We start from the raw sequence: 16795 nt of genomic DNA on the forward strand, positions 1-16795 counted from the left end.
CCCAGGATTGGTAGCCATTCATGTCTCTTGAAATCGTTATTCTCGCCGCAGGCCAGGGCACCCGCATGCGTTCAGCCCTGCCCAAGGTACTGCACCCGGTCGCGGGCAACTCCATGCTGGGTCATGTTATCCACAGCGCCCGCCAGTTGGACCCACAACGTATTCATGTGGTGATTGGCCACGGTGCAGACCTGGTTCGCGAGCGTCTGGCCGCGGACGATCTGAATTTCGTATTGCAAGACAAGCAACTGGGCACCGGCCACGCGACCGCGCAGGCTGTGCCTTTCATCACCGCGGACACGGTATTGATCCTCTACGGCGATGTACCGCTGATTGAAGTGGAAACCTTGCAACGCCTGCTCAAGCACGTGGTGCCTGGCCAGATGGGCCTGCTGACCGTTGAGCTGGATGACCCTACGGGCTACGGCCGCATTGTGCGCAACGCCGACGGCAAGGTAGCTGCCATCGTTGAACACAAAGATGCCAGCGAAGCCCAGCGCGCGATTACTGAAGGCAACACCGGCATTCTCGCGGTGCCTGCCAACAAGCTCGCCGACTGGATGAGCCGCCTGTCCAACAACAATGCCCAGGGCGAGTATTACCTCACCGACGTCATCGAGATGGCCGTCAGCGATGGCCTGCTGGTCGCCACCGAGCAGCCCCACCATCCGATGGAAGTGCAGGGCGCCAACGACCGCAAACAACTGGCAGAGCTGGAACGTCATTATCAACTGCGCGAAGGCCTGCGCCTGATGGCCCAGGGCGTGACCCTGCGAGACCCGGCGCGTTTCGATGTGCGTGGCGAAGTCACGGTGGGCCGCGACATCCTGATCGATATCAACGTGATCCTCGAAGGCCGCGTGATCATTGAAGACGGTGTAGTCATCGGCCCGAACTGCGTGATCAAGGACAGCACCTTGCGCAAAGGCGTGGTGGTCAAGGCCAATAGCCATATCGACGGTGCGGTGATGGGCGAGGGCAGCGATGCCGGGCCGTTTGCGCGCTTGCGCCCGGGTAGCGAGCTGGGGGCCAAGGCCCATGTGGGTAACTTTGTCGAACTGAAGAACGCTCAGCTCGGCGAAGGCGCCAAAGTCGGCCACCTGACCTACCTGGGCGATGCCGTCATCGGCGCCCGCACCAACATCGGTGCCGGCACCATCACCTGCAACTACGACGGTGCCAACAAGTACCAGACCACCATTGGTGAAGACGTGTTCATCGGCTCCAATAACTCGCTGGTTGCTCCGGTGACCATCGGCGATGGTTCCAACACTGCCGCGGGCTCAACCATCAACCAGGATGTGGATAAGTCCCAACTGGCCGTTGCCCGCGCTCGCCAACGCAACATCGACGGCTGGAAACGCCCGGTCAAAATCAAGAAGACCTGAGTTATCCACAAGTCGATAGGTTGACACACCCTTCTGTGGGAGCTGGCTTGCCTGCGATAGCGGTCTGACATTCAACAGTGATGTCGCCTGACACGCCGCTATCGCAGGCAAGCCAGCTCCCACAGTTGTTTTGTGCAATGCCCGAACGCTTTGCAAAAATTATCTCCGCCCCTTGACGATCTTTCGCCAATAGGTTTTGATTGCCTTCGTTATCTTTCGAAACGAAACTTATCACTACCATGTCGAAACGAAACACCCCCCAACGACGCCACAATATCCTCACCTTGCTCAACGAACAGGGCGAAGTCAGCGTGGACGAATTGGCCAAACATTTCGAAACTTCGGAAGTGACCATCCGCAAGGACCTTGCCGCCCTCGAAAGTAACGGCCTGCTCCTGCGTCGCTATGGCGGCGCAATCACCATGCCACAAGAGCTGGTGGGCGACGCTGCCCAGCCGATCTCGGCCTACAAGCGCGCCATTGCCCGTGCGGCGGTGAAGCGTTTGCGTGAGCATGCGCGCATCATCATCGACAGCGGCAGCACCACTGCCGCGATGATTCCCGAACTGGGCCATCAACCGGGCCTGGTGGTGATGACCAACTCCCTGAACGTGGCCCGCGCCTTGAGCGAATTGGAACACGAGCCGGTGCTGTTGATGACCGGCGGCACTTGGGACCCGCATTCGGATTCGTTCCAGGGCCAGGTCGCCGAGCAGGTCCTGCGTTCCTATGACTTTGATCAGCTGTTCATCGGTGCCGATGGCATTGATCTGCAGCGCGGCACCACCACCTTCAACGAGCTGCTGGGTTTGAGCCGCGTCATGGCCGAGGTCGCCCGTGAAGTGGTGGTGATGGTCGAATCCGACAAGATCGGCCGCAAGATTCCCAACCTGGAACTGCCCTGGAGCAGCGTCCATACCCTTATTACCGATGATCGCCTGCCGCTCGAGGCCCGCGACCAGATCCAAGCCCGCGGCATCACGCTGATATGCGCGGCAATCATCTAGGAGAAGCACCATGTGTGGAATTGTTGGCGCAGTCGCCGAACGTAACGTTACTGCCATCTTGATCGAAGGCCTCAAGCGCCTCGAATACCGCGGCTACGACAGCGCCGGTGTGGCCGTCTTCACCAACGCCGGCAAGCTGGAGCGCATGCGCCGCCCGGGCAAGGTCAGCGAGTTGGACCAGGCCCTGGCCGGTGAGCCACTGGTAGGTCGCTTAGGGATCGCCCACACCCGTTGGGCCACCCACGGTGCTCCGTGCGAGCGTAACGCTCACCCGCACTTCTCTGGCGACCTGGCGGTGGTGCACAACGGCATCATCGAAAACCATGAAGTGCTGCGTGAACAACTCAAGGGCCTGGGCTACGTCTTCACCTCGGACACTGACACCGAAGTGATCGCCCACCTGCTCAACCACAAGCTCAAGGACCACAGCGACCTGACCACCGCCCTCAAGGCCACGGTCAAAGAGCTGCACGGCGCCTACGGCCTGGCCGTGATCAGCGCGGGCCAGCCTGACCGCGTCGTGGCCGCCCGCAGCGGTAGCCCATTGGTAATTGGCCTGGGCCTGGGTGAGAACTTCCTTGCGTCCGACCAACTGGCCCTGCGCCAAGTGACCGACCGCTTCATGTACCTGGAAGAAGGCGACATTGCCGACATCCGCCGTGAAAGCGTGCAGATCTGGGACGTGAACGGTCAGTCCGTGGAACGTGAAGCCGTGCAATACCGCGACGGTGCCGAAGCCGCCGACAAGGGCGAGTTCCGCCACTTCATGCTCAAGGAAATCCACGAGCAGCCGTCAGTGGTACAGCGCACCCTGGAAGGTCGCCTGAGCCAGAACCAAGTGTTGGTGAACGCTTTCGGCCCGCAAGCCGCTGAACTGTTCGCCAAAGTGCGCAATGTGCAGATCGTCGCCTGCGGCACCAGCTACCACGCCGGTATGGTGGCGCGTTACTGGTTGGAAGAACTGGCCGGCATCCCATGCCAGGTCGAAGTCGCCAGCGAGTTCCGCTATCGCAAGGTGGTGGTGCAGCCCGACACCCTGTTCGTGACCATTTCCCAGTCTGGTGAAACCGCCGACACCCTGGCCGCCCTGCGCAATGCCAAGGAACTGGGTTTCCTCGGCAGCCTGGCGATCTGTAACGTCAGCATCAGCTCCCTGGTGCGTGAATCCGACCTGACCCTGCTGACCCAGGCCGGTCGTGAAATCGGCGTCGCCTCCACTAAAGCCTTCACCACCCAACTGGTGGGCCTGTTGCTGCTGACCCTGTCCCTGGGCCAAGTGCGCGGCACCCTCGCCGAAGGTGTCGAAGCCACCCTGGTGGAAGAACTGCGCCGCCTGCCGACCCGCCTGGGCGAAGCCTTGGCCATGGACAGCACCGTGGAAAAAGTCGCCGAGCTTTTCGCCGACAAGAACCACACCCTGTTCCTGGGCCGTGGTGCGCAGTACCCGGTGGCGATGGAAGGCTCGCTGAAACTCAAGGAAATCTCGTACATCCACGCCGAAGCCTACCCTGCCGGTGAGCTGAAGCACGGCCCGTTGGCCCTGGTGGATGACGACATGCCGGTGGTTACCGTGGCGCCGAACAACGAATTGCTGGAGAAGCTCAAGTCCAACCTGCAGGAAGTACGCGCCCGTGGCGGCCAACTGATCGTCTTCGCCGATGAGAAGGCCGGCATGACCAACGGTGAAGGCACCCACGTCATCAACATGCCGCACATCCACGACACCCTGTCGCCGATCCTCTACACCATCCCGCTGCAGTTGCTGTCGTACTACGTCGCCGTGCTCAAGGGCACCGACGTGGACCAGCCGCGTAACCTGGCGAAGTCGGTGACGGTGGAGTAAGCCTTACTGATGTACCCAAAAGGGGCTGTGTTTAACAGCCCCTTTTTTCGTTTTGGATTCGATTAATTCAAGGATGCGTACTGATGCAAAGCTCTTCTGCGACTGTCCAGGCACGTTTGCACAATCGTCGGTTCGTGGTCGCGAATAACGCCCAAGGGTTGTCCGGCACCGGCACCGTGTTTCATTACCAGGTCGAAGATGGCGTGATTTCCAGCAATTACCAGGGTGGCCGAATTCGCCTGGGAACGCAGGTCGGGCGGGTGACCGGTGCAGATACCATCGAGCTGCTTTATCAGTGCGTAACCCTGGACGGCGAACTGCTGGCGGGGTGGTCACGAGGCACGGTAGGTGTGGATCACGCCGGGCGCACAACGCTGAGTTTCGTTTGGGGTTGGCTATCGGGTGCGACAGGCGGCGGTGAGTCCAGCTATGTCGAGATCACTGGCTAGAGGTATTGAAAGCACCACAAAACCTACAGGTAGGCGCATATCCCCTGTGGGCGGGCTTGCCCGCGAAGGCGGCGTTTCAGTCGCTGCATCTGTTACTGCACCACCGCTTTCGCAGGCAAGCCAGGTCCCACATTTGGATCTCCATCGGGTTTGTAAAAGGGGTGGGTCAAGTCCACCAATACCGCACAAGATGGAAAAAGATCGGCGCCGCAAAGCACACTGAATCCAGCCGATCCAACATCCCGCCGTGTCCTTCGATCATGTGCCCCCAGTCCTTCACACCGCGGTCACGCTTGATCGCTGACATCACGATCCCGCCGGCAAACCCCAGCAAGTTGATCAGTAGGGCGATCAAGAATGACTGCCAGGGATTGAACGGTGTGGTCCACCACAACGCCGCGCCGATCAAGGAGGACAGCAGGATCCCGCCCACAAACCCTTCCACGGTTTTCGACGGCGACAGGTTGGGCGCGATCTTGTGTTTGCCGAACAGCTTGCCGCACACGTACTGCAATACGTCCGACAGTTGCACCACGATCACTAAATAGGCGATCAGCAGCAGGTTGCGGCCTTCGTAGCCGGGGATGTCCAACGTCAGCAGCGCCGGTACGAAAGACACGCAGAACACCGCGATCATCAACCCCCATTGCACCTTCGATGCCCGTTCCAGAAAGTGCGTACTGTCGCCGCCCAGGGAGGCGAGGATCGGCAGCAGCAGGAACACGTATACCGGAATGAAGATCGAGAACAGCCCATACCAGTCGGCGTAAATCAGCAGGTATTGCAGCGGCAGGGCCAGGTAGAACGCGGCCACCAGGGCCGGGTAGTCGCTGCGCCGGGTCGGGGTGAGCGTAAGAAATTCGCGCAGGGCGTAGAACGACACCGCGTAGAACAACAGGATCACCGCGCCGGTGCCCAGCCAGAAGGCGATGCCGATGACCACCACCATTACCCACCAGGCGTTGATGCGGGCGTTGAGGTTATCGATCACGGCATTCGGGCTGCCACGGGTGCGCAGCTTGAGGATCAGGCCGATCAGCGAAGCGATGACCAGGATCGCGCCGATGCCGCCAAATAACATCAGGGTTTGGCTATCCATCTCAGGAATGCTCCGGGGCAAGGGCGAGCAGGGCGTCGCGGCTGCGGGCAAGGAAGGCGGCTTTGTCTTCGCCTTCTTCCAGTTGCAGGGGGGCACCGAAGCTGGTGGTGCATAGCAATGGCAGTGGCAATACGCGACCCTTGGGCATGACCCGGTTCAGGTTGGCTATCCACACGGGGACCAGCTCGGCCTGTGGGTAACTCTTTGCCAAGTGATACAAGCCGCTTTTGAAGGGCAGCAAGCCATCCTCCAGATTGCGCGTGCCTTCGGGGAAAATGATCAGCGAGTCGCCGCCCTCCAACGCCGCAAGCATGGGCTGCAAAGGGTTATCCACAGGGTCCTTGCGCTCACGGTCGATCAGCACGCCATTGAACACTCGATTGATGATGTAGCGGCGCAGAGCACTCTTGTTCCAGTAATCACTGCCGGCCACCGGGCGCGTGAATTTGCGCAGGTTCTGCGGCAGCGATGCCCATACCAGCACGAAGTCACCGTGGCTGCTGTGGTTGGCAAAATAGATGCGCTGCACCGGTACCGGCGCGCACCCCAGCCACAGGCTGCGGGCGCCGGTGACGGTGCGGGCCATGGAAGTAATCAGCGTGGCGACCACGGGTTCGAACATGGGGATTCCTTATCCGGCGAAGGGTAGCCAAGGGCTGGCGAGGATGACGCCCAGGGTCAGCAGCGCTTGCGCGCCCAGCAGCCAGGCTTGTTTACGCAACAGTTTGAGGGCGCCACGACGGCGCTCAGTCCAGGGGCGACCGGCTCGTTTGGGCGATTGCAGGCCAAGGGTTTGCAGGGCCTGGTCGAGGTCTGGCGTGCGGGTGGTGTCGCGAGCGAGCAGGGCGAACAGGTCGGCGTCAAAGGCCACCCGCAGCGCCCAATATTTTTGCAACAGGCCCAGCACAATCATCCACAGGGCCAACAGCAAGCAAATGGTGGAAATACTGGCCAGCAACAACTGGGCGAGGCCGAACAGCACACCGAGCAGCGTCAGCCCTGTGGATAACTGATCCAATGATCGGCCACGGCGCAACAGGCTGGCGACCACCTGAAGTTCCATATCAGCAGGCATTTGGCAAACCCTCCAACGCTTGACGGTGTGCGGGGTGCAGGACCACATCGGCCCGCGCTGTACGAATAATAGCCAGCGCTTGCTCAACCGTGGCGGCGCGCCCCGTGTTCAGCAGCCAGGCGGCGACGGCGGTGGCGCTGCGTGAGTAACCGAGGGCACAACACACCAACAGCGGGCCGCTCGCTCGCAGGCGTTCAATGGCGTGGGCGGCGTTCAGGCATTCGTCGGGGGTTGGGGCGATCAGGTCCAGCACGGGCACGCAGACGTAAGCACGGCCTTGTGGATCCATCGGCAGTTCGGCGCATAAGTCGACGATGCTCGCGAATGAGCGCTGTTCACCGGTTGTAGGAATGCGCCCAAGCCAGACGTTATCCACAATCAGGTCCGGCTGTGGATGTTTGCGTGTCCACAGCCGCGAATTGATCCACGCACACGCCAAATAAGGCGCATACAACCATCGGGCGGCAAGTGTAAGGCGGCCATCCGCACGTTTTTGAAAGCCCGACACGCCGATCAAAAGGTAGTTGGCCGCGATCAAACCCAGGGAAACCGCTGGCCACAGCAGCCACAGCCAGCCGCCGCCCAGTACCAAGGCAAGCGCCAGCAGTAATAGCGCGCCCAGCCCATAGCGCACAGCCAGGCGACGACGTTGGGTATCTCGCGTCAACCGCGCACTTAACAATGGGCTTGGGTGTTCTACCGGCCATAACCAAACGCACAGCCATCCCGCGAGGGCGCCTGTGGGTAAGTCGATAAAGTGATGTTGATAAGTGGTCAGCACCGAAACGCCGATCAGCGCGAACCAGCCATGCACCAGCCAACGCCACAATCCTTGAGTGTGCCGCTGGTACATCACCCACAAGATCACCAGCAGCGCGATATGCAGCGAAGGCGCCTGGTTGAAGGGCTTGTCAAAACCGGCCAGCACCGCAAACAACCAACCGAACACACCGTCCAGCTCCGGCCGCTCAAACGTGAAGCGCAGTGGCCAGATCAGAAAGCAACTCACGGCAATCACCTGCGCACTCAGCAGGCGCAGCGCATGCTGTTTGAGCTCATGGCGTGTAGTGGGCAGCAGCAGGGAGAAGCCGTAAAGCAGGTCGATGGACCAATAGGGCACGATGGTCCAGGCCCAGAACGGCATGTGGCTTTCCCAGCCGAACACCAGCGTACCGACGTCACTGCGCTGGCTGGTGACCCAGGTGGCAAAGCCGTAGGTGCTGAAAAACAGCGGTGCCAACAGCAGCAGCCAGAGCACCGCAGGTTTCAATAAACCGGGTTCGCGCATGTTCAGATCTTCTGTGCCAGGGACACGGTGAAAATGCCCCACTCATCCACGCGCTGGGTGACCTTGCGAAAGCCCGCCGCTTCGACGAGTTGGTCCATTTCCGCCTGGCTACGCCGGCGCATTACCCAAGCCTGGCCCTGACGGTGGCTGGTGAGCGCGCGGGCAATCAGCTCCAATTGTGGGTGCCACGGTTGGCCGGTGTAGACCAGGTAACCACCTGGCTCCACAGCTTCGGCCAGGCCCGCCAGCGAGCTGCCGACCATGGCGTTATCGGCAAACAATTCGTACAGGCCGGACACCACGGCCAGTGTCGGCTTGGGGTCCAGGGCAGCCAGGTCAGCGCGGTCGAACGCATCGCCTTTGACGAACTGAGCGATGTCCCCCAAGCCCTTCTCTCGAATCAGCGCGCCACCGTCGCGCACGTTGATGTCGCTGTAGTCGCGCAGCAGGATCGATTCCGGCAGCGGCGATACGCCTTGCAAGGCTTCCAGGATGTAGCGGCCGTGGCCGGCGGCGATGTCGACAATGCGCACTTCGCGTTGGTCGTCACGCAGCTTGGCCATGGCCAGGCGCAGTAACTCCTCGACGTTCAACTTGCGCTGGCGAATACCGCGCCAGCCAATGGAATTGAGGTAGTTGGTATCGATCATCCGCCCCAGCCCGCCCTTGCCGGTAGGCTTATTGCGATACACGTAGTCCAGGGTGCTGCCGGAATCGAAGCCGGTGTCGAAGCCCAGCTTCACCCCATCCGACAGGTTTTTACCCAGGCCCATGCTGGCGCGGGTCATGCGCCAGTACAGGTCGCGCAGGGAATTGCGTGGCAACGGCGCGGCGAGGGATTCGGATTCGGCGCACGTGGCGCCAAGTTTGTCGGCGTCCAGTAGAGAGGCGCGGTCCAGCGGGTGTGCGAAGTTCTGCAAAATAAAGCGTTTGGCGCTGTTCACGGCCACGGCTCGGTCGCGTTCACCGAGGGTGTCGTGGAAAAACCCAGGGAGGATATGCAGCTCTTTTTTCAGGCTGCCGAGGCGGTCGAAAAATTGCTGCTGGGGTTTACGGTGCACCACAAAATCGGAGCCGGAGATAAGCAACTGGGTCGGCACCTGGATCGCCTGGGCGTCGGCTACAACCCGGTCGGCCGCTTCGTACAGGCCCAGCAGCACATTCACCGAAATGGCTTTGGTGATCAGCGGATCGCTGTCGTAGGACGCCACGCGTTCGGGGTCATGGCTGAGGAACTTGGCCTTGACGTAGCTGTTGACGAAAAAGTTGCCGCGAAACTTGCGCATCAGTGCCAGGCCTGGACGGGCGAAGGGCACGTACAGCTTGACCTTGAAGGCTGGCGAGGCGAGCACCAGGGCGCGGATTTTTGGCGCGTAATCATGAACCCAGGTTGCCGCGATCACCGCGCCGACGCTTTGGGCGATCACGGCGAGGTCTTCCTCTTCGATGCCGTAGGTGGCATTGATGTGGTCGCAGAAGGTCTGCACATCGCGGGCGCTGGTAGCGAAGCTGGGGCTGTCGCCGCGCTCGCCAGGGGATTGGCCATGGCCACGGGCGTCCCAGGCGAAGAAGTCGAATTCAGGCAGGCCCAGTTCATCCACCAGGTGGGCAATACGCCCCGAGTGCTCATGGCCGCGATGGAACAACAGGATCGCCTTGCGCGGCCCGGCGCCTGCCGTGGCCGGCCAGTGCCGGTAGAAAAGCTCGACGCCATCATGGGTACTGAAGGTGTGCTGTTGCTGTTCGCGCATCGCAAAATCCTTATGCAGAAGGGGAAGTTTGTTGTTCTTTGAGGCCCTGACGCACCCGGTTGACCAAGGTGTAGGCGAGCAGGGCGGCGACCAGCCACATCACCACCTCCACCCAACCGGCGCCGAGCCAGCCCAGCGCCACGCCCGTGGCCAACACGCCGAGTACGAACGCCCGATCACTCTTGCCCATGGGCCCGTCATAACGGCGCGACGCGCCCACCATTGGCCCCAGCACTCCGGCGTACTCGCTGAATACCGCCAGCAGCGTCACCAGCAGCACCGGCGCCAGGCTCACCTCGGGGATCAATGCAAAGGGCAGGATCAGCGCGCTGTCGGCGATCACATCGCACAGTTCATTGAGATAAGCACCGAGGCGCGACTGTTGGCCAAATTCCCGGGCGAGCATGCCGTCAATGGCATTGAGGGCCATGCGCACAATCATCCACAGCGGGATCAGCGCAAACAGCCAGAGGTGTTGGGCAAAGCCCGCGATCAACAGCCCCACCAGCAGGGAAACAACCCCGGCCAGTACGGTGATCTGGTTGGCGGTGGTGCCGTTGTCATAGAGGCGCTGCACGAGAGGGCGCAGCAGGTTTTGAAAACGCGGTTTGAGTTGGTAGATGGAAATCATGGGGGGTGGCGCTTCCTTGTCCGTGAACCCGCGAAAAACTGTTCTGAAGTGTGCCGACTAATCGCAGCCGACACCAGTGATGGCTCGTGTTTATAGGGGGTTAGTCACACTCTCAGCACGATTAGGGGCCAATGTAGGAGCGAGCTTGCTCGCGAAAAACTCACAAGCGCCGCATATATTCAGGATGCCCGCGTTATCGTTGAGGTTTTTCGCGAGCAAGCTCGCTCCTACCGGGGTTTCGAACAAAAATTTCACGCTTCGTGTTATATCGTAACGAATTGTGTACAAGTGGGCGTTGAGCAGATGCAAGTGGATCTAGAGGCTGACGGGGCTTCGGTTGAAGGCCTCGCGCGTTTTCAGCAGGGGCTGTTCCACGCCCGTCGATTGCGCCAGGCCGGTATCGGCCTGACGACCCTGGCCCTCAGCGGTTGGATATTGGCGCTGTTCGTAGCGTTGTTTGCACCGCTGTCGATCTGGCCGGTGGTATTGATCAACTGCGCGTCGGCCTTGCTGCTGCTGGTGGCCGGGTTGCAGTCGGCCTGGTGGGTGGCCGATTGGCGTGCCCAGGCTCTGGAAGCGCCGAGCGGCGAGTTGATCGAACCTCTCAGCGAGCCCACTCCTTGGCACAAGGGCCTGATCAACCGGTTCGGCAACGGCCTGTTGGCGCAGATTGGCGCGCCGGTGCTGTGGTTGGGCGGCTGGTCGCTGTTGGCGCTGGTCAGCATCCTGCAGTTCTGGAACTTGGGCTTGCCCGCTGCCGCCATCGGGCAGTCGGCAAGTATTGGCGCAGCGCTCGCATTGGCCCTGGCGTTTGGCCTGTTGGTATTCGAACGCCGTTTGGCCCAGGAAACCGCTGCCCAATGGCCGGAAGCCTCACAGTTGGCGCAGTTGAGCCGGATGGCAATTATTTGCCTGGTGCTCAGCGCGATCTGCCTGCTGTTTGCCAATGCGGAGTCGGTCTGGCCGTTGCGCCTGGCCACTCTCATCGGGCTGTTGCCGGCGTTGGTGGCGCTGGAGTTCCTGCTCAGGGGCGTGCTCTCGCTGTTCAGCCCGCGCCAGCCGCGCCTCGAACCGCGCTTGATGGCGCAGAGTTTTATCGCCGGCCTACTGCGTTGGCCGCCTCAGCCCTTGCTGGCGTTGCAGCATGAACTGCACAACCGCTTTGGCATCGACCTGCGCCAGATCTGGGCCTTTACCTACATGCGCCGAGCGTTTTTCCCGGTGTTGCTGGTGGTGCTGGCGGTAGGTTGGGCGCTGACCGGTGTGCATGAAGTGCCCCTGCAAGGCCGTGGGATTTATGAGCGCTTTGGTAAACCGGTCGAGGTGTTCGGCCCCGGGTTGCATGCGGGCTTACCGTGGCCGTTGGGCCGCGTACTGAATGTTGAAAACGGCGTGGTGCATGAGCTGGCGACCAGCGTCAGTGACGCCGCCACACCGGAGCTGGCCGCAGCCGAAGGCCCGGCGCCGTTGATCGCCAACCGCCTGTGGGACGCCAGCCATGTGAATGACAAATCCCAGGTCATTGCCAGCAGCAGCGGCGGCAAGCAGGGCTTCCAGATCGTCAATATGGACGTGCGCTTTGTCTACCGCATCGGCCTCACCGATCAGGCTGCGCTTGCCGCCACCTACAACAGCGCGGATATCCCGACCCTGATCCGCAGCACCGCCAGCCGCATCCTGGTGCACGATTTCGCGTCGCGCACCCTGGATGAATTACTCGGGGAAGAGCGCACCAGCCTCGCCGACGAGATTGGCCGCAGTGTGCAAGCCGACCTGCAAACCCTCGACAGCGGTGTGGAAATCCTCGCCACGGTGGTCGAGGCGATCCACCCGCCGGCCGGTGCCGCTAACGCTTACCACGGTGTGCAAGCCGCGCAGATCGGCGCCCAGGCGCTGATCGCCCGTGAACGCGGTGTCGCCAGCGAACAGACCAACCAGGCGCTGCTGCAAGCCAGCACTGCTCGCGATCAGGCCCAGGCCAGTGCCCGCGAAGTGAATGCCGGCGCCCAAGCAGCGAACCTGCGCTTTGCCGCCGAACAAAAGGCCTACGCCGCTGCGGGCCAAGCCTTCGTGCTGGAACAGTACCTGGGCCAACTGAGCCAGGGCCTGGCCCAGGCCAAGCTGCTTATTCTGGATCATCGTTTGGGCGCCGACAGCGCGCCGACGATCGATCTGCGTTCTTTTACCTTGCCCGCCGACCCGTCGGCGCCGCGCAAAGCCGTTCAATAAGGAGTTCGTCTGTTGAGCGCTCATTCCCACGATCATGATCACGGTCATCACCACCATCACGGCCACCACCATCACCATCACGGCGATGAGCAGGCGGCCGGGCCTTTTCCCTGGCGTCGCATGGCGTGGGCGGCGTTGCTGGTGCTGTTTGCCGTGGCAGCGGCGAGCCTGGTGCAAGTGCGTTCCGGCGAGGCCACGGTGATTACCCGCTTCGGCAACCCCGCGCGTGTGTTGCTGGAACCGGGCCTGGGTTGGCGCTGGCCGGCACCGTTCGAAGCGGCGATCCCGGTGGACCTGCGCCTGCGCACCACCTCCAGCGGCTTGCAGGATGTGGGCACCCGCGATGGCCTGCGGATTATCGTGCAGGCCTATGTGGCGTGGCAGGTGCAGGGCGATGCCGACAACGTGCAGCGTTTTATGCGTGCGGTGCAGAACCAGCCTGATGAGGCGGCGCGGCAGATTCGTACCTTCGTCGGCTCGGCGTTGGAAACCACCGCAGCCAGCTTTGACCTGTCCAGCTTGATCAATACCGACGCCAGCCAAGTGCGCATCGCCGATTTTGAAGCGCAGTTGCGCCAGCAGATTGATCAGCAATTGCTCACCACCTACGGTGTGCGCGTGGCGCAGGTCGGCATCGAGCGCTTGACGTTGCCATCGGTGACCCTCACCGCCACGGTTGACCGCATGCGCGCCGAGCGTGAAACCATCGCCACCGAACGCACTGCCGTGGGCAAGCGCGAAGCCGCGCAGATCCGCTCCGCTGCCGAACGTGATGCGCGCATCATGCAGGCCGATGCCACTGTGAAAGCCGCTGATATCCAAGCGCAGTCGCGTGTCGAAGCCGCGCAGATTTATGGTCGTGCCTACGCTGGCAATCCGCAGCTGTACAACCTGCTGCGCTCGCTGGATACCTTGGGCACGGTGGTCACGCCGGGGACCAAGATCATCCTGCGCACCGACGCCGCGCCGTTCCGCGCCTTGGTGGACGGGCCCAAGGACCTGCAGCCATGAGCGAGCCTGAAAGCCCGGACAGCCCGTGGATCCAGGCCGGGCGCCTGACGTTCCTGGCACTGTACGCGGTCACCGTATTGGCGGCGTTGGCCTGGGCCTTTTCCAATGTGCGCCAGATCGACCCGCAGAATCGCGCCGTGGTCTTGCACTTCGGCGCCCTTGATCGCATTCAGAACGCCGGATTGTTGCTGGCCTGGCCGCAACCCTTCGAACAAGTCGTCCTGTTGCCAGCGGCCGACCGGGTGATCGAACGCCGGGTAGAAAACCTGCTGCGTTCCGATGCGGCATTGCAGGCCGATCGGGTGGCCAGTTTCGCCACGCCCTTGAGCGATGCCCTGGCCGGTTCCGGCTACCTGCTGACCGGCGATGCCGGGGTGGTGCAGTTGGACGTACGGGTGTTCTACAAGGTGACCGAACCCTACGCCTTTGTGTTGCAGGGCGACCACGTGCTGCCGGCCCTGGATCGGCTGGTGACACGCAGCGCCGTGGCCCTCACCGCTGCGCGGGATCTGGACACCATCCTGGTAGCCCGCCCGGAACTGATCGGCAGCGACAATGGCGCCGCCGAACGCCGTGAGCGGCTGCGCGGCGACCTGGTGCAAGGCATTAATAAACGCCTGGCGGAGTTGGCGGCCAGCGGCTTGGGGCTGGGTATCGAAGCCACCCGTGTCGATGTGCAATCGAGCCTGCCAGGCCCGGCGGTGAATGCGTTCAACGCCGTACTGACCGCCAGCCAGCAAGCCGATAAAGCCGTGGCCAACGCCCGCACTGAAGCGGAAAAACTTACCCAGACCGCCAACCAGGAGGCTGACCGCCAGGTGCAAGTCGCCCATGCCCAGGCCAGCGAGCGCTTGGCCAATGCCCAGGCGCAAACCGCTACCGTTGCCAGCCTCGCCCAGGTCAAAGACCCCGGTTTGCTGTTGCGTCTGTACCGTGAACGCCTGCCGAAGATTCTCGGCCAGGCCGGTTCGGTAACCACCGTCGATCCCAAAGACGACTCCCGCTTGATCATCCAGGGAGCCGAACAATGAGCGCACCCATGCTGACCTCCGCCGAACAGCGCAGCGCTGCCCGGCAATTGACCTTGGCGATGCTCGCCCTGGGCTTGCTCATGCTGGGCCTGGTGTGGCGCTGGCTCGCGCCGGCCCAGAGCGGCGTCAGCCAGTTGCTGCTGGGCGTGGCTTCGCTGTTGGTGGCGGTGCCGGTGATGCGTTCAGCCTGGTACAGCCTGCGCTTTCCAAGCCTGCACGGCATCACCGACCAATTGATCGCCCTGGCCATGCTCGGCGCCTGGGCCACGGGCGATCTGCTCACCGCCGCGTTGCTGCCGATCATCATGATCTTTGGGCATGTGCTGGAAGAGCGCAGCGTGATTGGCTCCCAGGAAGCGATCCATGCCCTGGGCAAACTCACCCGCAGCCACGCACGCCTGGTGCAGGCAGACGGCAGCATCACCGAAGTGGATAACGGCACCTTGAACACCGGCGATATCGTCGAAGTGCGCGCCGGCGACCGCGTGCCGGCCGATGGCGTGGTGTTGTCCGGCCAGGCGAGCCTGGACACGGCGCCGATCACCGGCGAGTCGGTGCCGTTGGAAGCCAGCGTGGGCGTGCAGGTGTTTGGTGGGGCGATCAACCTCGATGGCCTGCTGCGCCTTGAGGTCACGCGCACCGGTAACGAATCGACGTTGGGCAAAGTCATTGCGCTGATGCAGAACGCCGAGCGGTCCAAGCCGCCGATCACCCGGCTGTTGGAGCGCTATGCCGGCAGCTACATGGTGCTGGTGTTGCTGCTGGCGGCCGTCACCTGGTTTGTCACCAATGACGCCCAGGCGATGCTCGCGGTACTGGTAGCGGCGTGCCCCTGTGCCTTGGTGCTGTCGGCACCGGCCACGGCGATTGCCGGGATTGCCGTGGCGGCGCGCCATGGCATCCTGATTCGCAGCTCGGCGTTCCTCGAAGAGCTGGCCGACCTGACTTCACTGGTGGTCGACAAGACCGGCACCCTGACCTTTGGCACCCTGCGCTTGCAGTCCATCGAGACCCGCGTGCCGGATCGCCAAGCGCTGCTGAACCTGGCGGCCAGCCTCGGTTCGGCGAGCAGTCACCCGGTCAGCCGAGCGTTGGCGGGGTTGGCGAGCCAGGAGCAGATGCTTGTTCTTAGCGACATCCGCGAGCGTCAGGGCCTGGGCGTGGTTGCCCAGACCGAGCAGGGCGAAGCGGCGCTGGGACGGCCGGAGTTATTTGAACAGTTGGGCATCGTCACCACCGCCGTACCCACCCATGATGGCCCGATTGCCGGGCTGGCGTTGAACGGCGAGTTCCTCGCCTGGCTGCTGTTGGCCGACAGCGTCAAACCCGAAGCGCGCCAGGCCCTGCAAGAGCTGCGTGACTTGGGCCTGGGCCGCCAACTGCTGCTGACCGGCGACCGCCAAAGCGTGGCCGACAGCCTGGCGCTGGACGTGGGCATCAGTGATGTCGAAGCCCAAGCGCTGCCGGAAGACAAGCTCAACCGCGTGCTGGGCGAAATCAGCAGTGGCTTCAGGCCAATGGTGGTGGGCGATGGCATCAACGACTCCCTGGCGCTCAAGGCCGGTGTGGTCGGTGTGGCCATGGGCGCGGGCGGTGCGGACATCGCCCTGGCCTCGGCGGACGTGGTGCTGATCGGCAGCGATTTGCGCCGCCTGGGCACCTGTGTGCGCTTGAGCCGCCAGTGTCGGCAGACGTTGCAGGTCAATGTGATCATTGGCTTGGGCTGGACGCTGGCCATTGTGGTATTCGCCGCATTTGGCTGGTTGGGGGCGGCGGGCGCGATGATCGCGGCGGTGCTGCATAACCTCAGTACCTTGCTGGTGTTGGGTAATGCCGGGCGTTTGCTGCGCTTCCAGGAGCCGCTGTTAAAGCTTGAGGAATAATTTCAGAAATATTTGCTCACGGCTGTAACGCCGACAGGGGGCCTCACTCTAGTGCTGTGTCGAGACTGAACAATCCGTTCAGACCGGCTCCACTACTGATCATGAGGAAT

At 62.3% G+C, this 16795-nt stretch carries 14 protein-coding genes; 8 read left to right on the forward strand and 6 right to left on the reverse strand.

The features are described from left to right. Nucleotides 1-20: 20 nt before the first annotated feature. The 4 genes from glmU (at nt 21) to GIW04_RS00710 (ending at nt 4687) form a co-directional block, all read left to right on the forward strand. Complete coding sequence (glmU, locus tag GIW04_RS00695) at nt 21-1388, forward strand: bifunctional UDP-N-acetylglucosamine diphosphorylase/glucosamine-1-phosphate N-acetyltransferase GlmU (RefSeq protein WP_034134121.1); 1368 nt, start codon at nt 21-23, stop codon at nt 1386-1388. Nucleotides 1389-1627: 239 nt separating this feature from the next. Beyond that, nucleotides 1628-2395, forward strand: a complete 768-nt coding sequence (locus GIW04_RS00700) for a DeoR/GlpR family DNA-binding transcription regulator (RefSeq protein ID WP_003195822.1) — start codon at nt 1628-1630, stop codon at nt 2393-2395. A 10-nt stretch (nt 2396-2405) separates the two neighbouring features. Next, the gene (glmS, locus tag GIW04_RS00705) at nt 2406-4238 is read left to right on the forward strand and encodes a glutamine--fructose-6-phosphate transaminase (isomerizing) (RefSeq protein ID WP_120247409.1); all 1833 of its coding nucleotides are present in this window, start codon (nt 2406-2408) and stop codon (nt 4236-4238) included. An 83-nt stretch (nt 4239-4321) separates the two neighbouring features. Then, entirely contained in the window at nt 4322-4687 is a 366-nt protein-coding gene (locus tag GIW04_RS00710) for a hypothetical protein (RefSeq protein WP_120247410.1), read from the forward strand. A 166-nt stretch (nt 4688-4853) separates the two neighbouring features. Here the strand turns inward: GIW04_RS00710 and GIW04_RS00715 are convergent, their stop codons facing one another. From GIW04_RS00715 to GIW04_RS00740, 6 genes are read right to left on the reverse strand one after another with little or no spacing between them, the layout of a single operon-like run. Then, nucleotides 4854-5786 (reverse strand): phosphatidate cytidylyltransferase, encoded by a 933-nt coding sequence (locus tag GIW04_RS00715; protein ID WP_014720583.1) that lies wholly within the window; start codon nt 5784-5786, stop codon nt 4854-4856. Nucleotide 5787: 1 nt separating this feature from the next. Further along, a complete protein-coding gene (locus GIW04_RS00720; RefSeq protein WP_003195812.1) occupies nt 5788-6408 on the reverse strand; it encodes a lysophospholipid acyltransferase family protein in 621 nt (206 codons plus the stop codon). Nucleotides 6409-6417: 9 nt separating this feature from the next. After that, a complete protein-coding gene (locus GIW04_RS00725; RefSeq protein WP_054896098.1) occupies nt 6418-6861 on the reverse strand; it encodes a hypothetical protein in 444 nt (147 codons plus the stop codon). Further along, nucleotides 6851-8149, reverse strand: coding sequence for a phosphatase PAP2/dual specificity phosphatase family protein (locus GIW04_RS00730; RefSeq protein ID WP_120247411.1), 1299 nt, complete (start codon nt 8147-8149; stop codon nt 6851-6853). Before GIW04_RS00730 ends, GIW04_RS00725 begins: the two co-directional genes overlap by 11 nt. A gap of 2 nt (nt 8150-8151) precedes the next feature. Further along, nucleotides 8152-9900 carry a bifunctional alpha/beta hydrolase/class I SAM-dependent methyltransferase gene (locus tag GIW04_RS00735; protein WP_120247412.1) on the reverse strand — a complete coding sequence of 583 codons (1749 nt, stop codon included), beginning with the start codon at nt 9898-9900 and terminating at the stop codon, nt 8152-8154. Nucleotides 9901-9910: 10 nt separating this feature from the next. Next, nucleotides 9911-10531 carry a CDP-alcohol phosphatidyltransferase family protein gene (locus GIW04_RS00740; RefSeq protein WP_003195803.1) on the reverse strand — a complete coding sequence of 207 codons (621 nt, stop codon included), beginning with the start codon at nt 10529-10531 and terminating at the stop codon, nt 9911-9913. A gap of 303 nt (nt 10532-10834) precedes the next feature. On the opposite strand from GIW04_RS00740, the gene hflK (GIW04_RS00745) reads away from it, so the two are divergent. From hflK (GIW04_RS00745) to GIW04_RS00760, 4 genes are read left to right on the forward strand one after another with little or no spacing between them, the layout of a single operon-like run. Beyond that, a complete protein-coding gene (hflK, locus tag GIW04_RS00745) occupies nt 10835-12760 on the forward strand; it encodes a protease modulator HflK (RefSeq protein ID WP_094773983.1) in 1926 nt (641 codons plus the stop codon). A 9-nt stretch (nt 12761-12769) separates the two neighbouring features. Next, on the forward strand, nt 12770-13771 hold the full coding sequence (gene hflC, locus GIW04_RS00750; RefSeq protein WP_183043760.1) for a protease modulator HflC: 1002 nt from the start codon (nt 12770-12772) through the stop codon (nt 13769-13771). After that, nucleotides 13768-14802, forward strand: coding sequence for a protease modulator HflK (hflK, locus tag GIW04_RS00755; RefSeq protein ID WP_003195796.1), 1035 nt, complete (start codon nt 13768-13770; stop codon nt 14800-14802). Before hflC ends, hflK (GIW04_RS00755) begins: the two co-directional genes overlap by 4 nt. Continuing rightward, a complete protein-coding gene (locus GIW04_RS00760) occupies nt 14799-16685 on the forward strand; it encodes a cation-translocating P-type ATPase (RefSeq protein ID WP_057710623.1) in 1887 nt (628 codons plus the stop codon). The genes hflK (GIW04_RS00755) and GIW04_RS00760 overlap by 4 nt, the downstream gene beginning before the upstream one ends. The last annotated feature ends 110 nt before the right edge of the window (nt 16686-16795 follow it).

Origin of the sequence: Pseudomonas sp. PA-4-8C (assembly GCF_021606625.1) — a bacterium.
GTDB lineage: Bacteria > Pseudomonadota > Gammaproteobacteria > Pseudomonadales > Pseudomonadaceae > Aquipseudomonas > Aquipseudomonas lactis.

Excerpts from the sequence above, each read along its gene's own strand:
- glmU (WP_034134121.1), top strand. The coding sequence starts at position 21 with ATGTCTCTTGAAATCGTTATTCTCGCCGCAGGCCAGGGCACCCGCATG.
- GIW04_RS00700 (WP_003195822.1), top strand. The coding sequence starts at position 1,628 with ATGTCGAAACGAAACACCCCCCAACGACGCCACAATATCCTCACCTTG.
- glmS (WP_120247409.1), top strand. The coding sequence starts at position 2,406 with ATGTGTGGAATTGTTGGCGCAGTCGCCGAACGTAACGTTACTGCCATC.
- GIW04_RS00710 (WP_120247410.1), top strand. The coding sequence starts at position 4,322 with ATGCAAAGCTCTTCTGCGACTGTCCAGGCACGTTTGCACAATCGTCGG.
- GIW04_RS00715 (WP_014720583.1), bottom strand. The coding sequence starts at position 5,786 with ATGGATAGCCAAACCCTGATGTTATTTGGCGGCATCGGCGCGATCCTG.
- GIW04_RS00720 (WP_003195812.1), bottom strand. The coding sequence starts at position 6,408 with ATGTTCGAACCCGTGGTCGCCACGCTGATTACTTCCATGGCCCGCACC.
- GIW04_RS00725 (WP_054896098.1), bottom strand. The coding sequence starts at position 6,861 with ATGCCTGCTGATATGGAACTTCAGGTGGTCGCCAGCCTGTTGCGCCGT.
- GIW04_RS00730 (WP_120247411.1), bottom strand. The coding sequence starts at position 8,149 with ATGCGCGAACCCGGTTTATTGAAACCTGCGGTGCTCTGGCTGCTGCTG.
- GIW04_RS00735 (WP_120247412.1), bottom strand. The coding sequence starts at position 9,900 with ATGCGCGAACAGCAACAGCACACCTTCAGTACCCATGATGGCGTCGAG.
- GIW04_RS00740 (WP_003195803.1), bottom strand. The coding sequence starts at position 10,531 with ATGATTTCCATCTACCAACTCAAACCGCGTTTTCAAAACCTGCTGCGC.
- hflK (WP_094773983.1), top strand. The coding sequence starts at position 10,835 with ATGCAAGTGGATCTAGAGGCTGACGGGGCTTCGGTTGAAGGCCTCGCG.
- hflK (WP_003195796.1), top strand. The coding sequence starts at position 13,768 with ATGAGCGAGCCTGAAAGCCCGGACAGCCCGTGGATCCAGGCCGGGCGC.
- GIW04_RS00760 (WP_057710623.1), top strand. The coding sequence starts at position 14,799 with ATGAGCGCACCCATGCTGACCTCCGCCGAACAGCGCAGCGCTGCCCGG.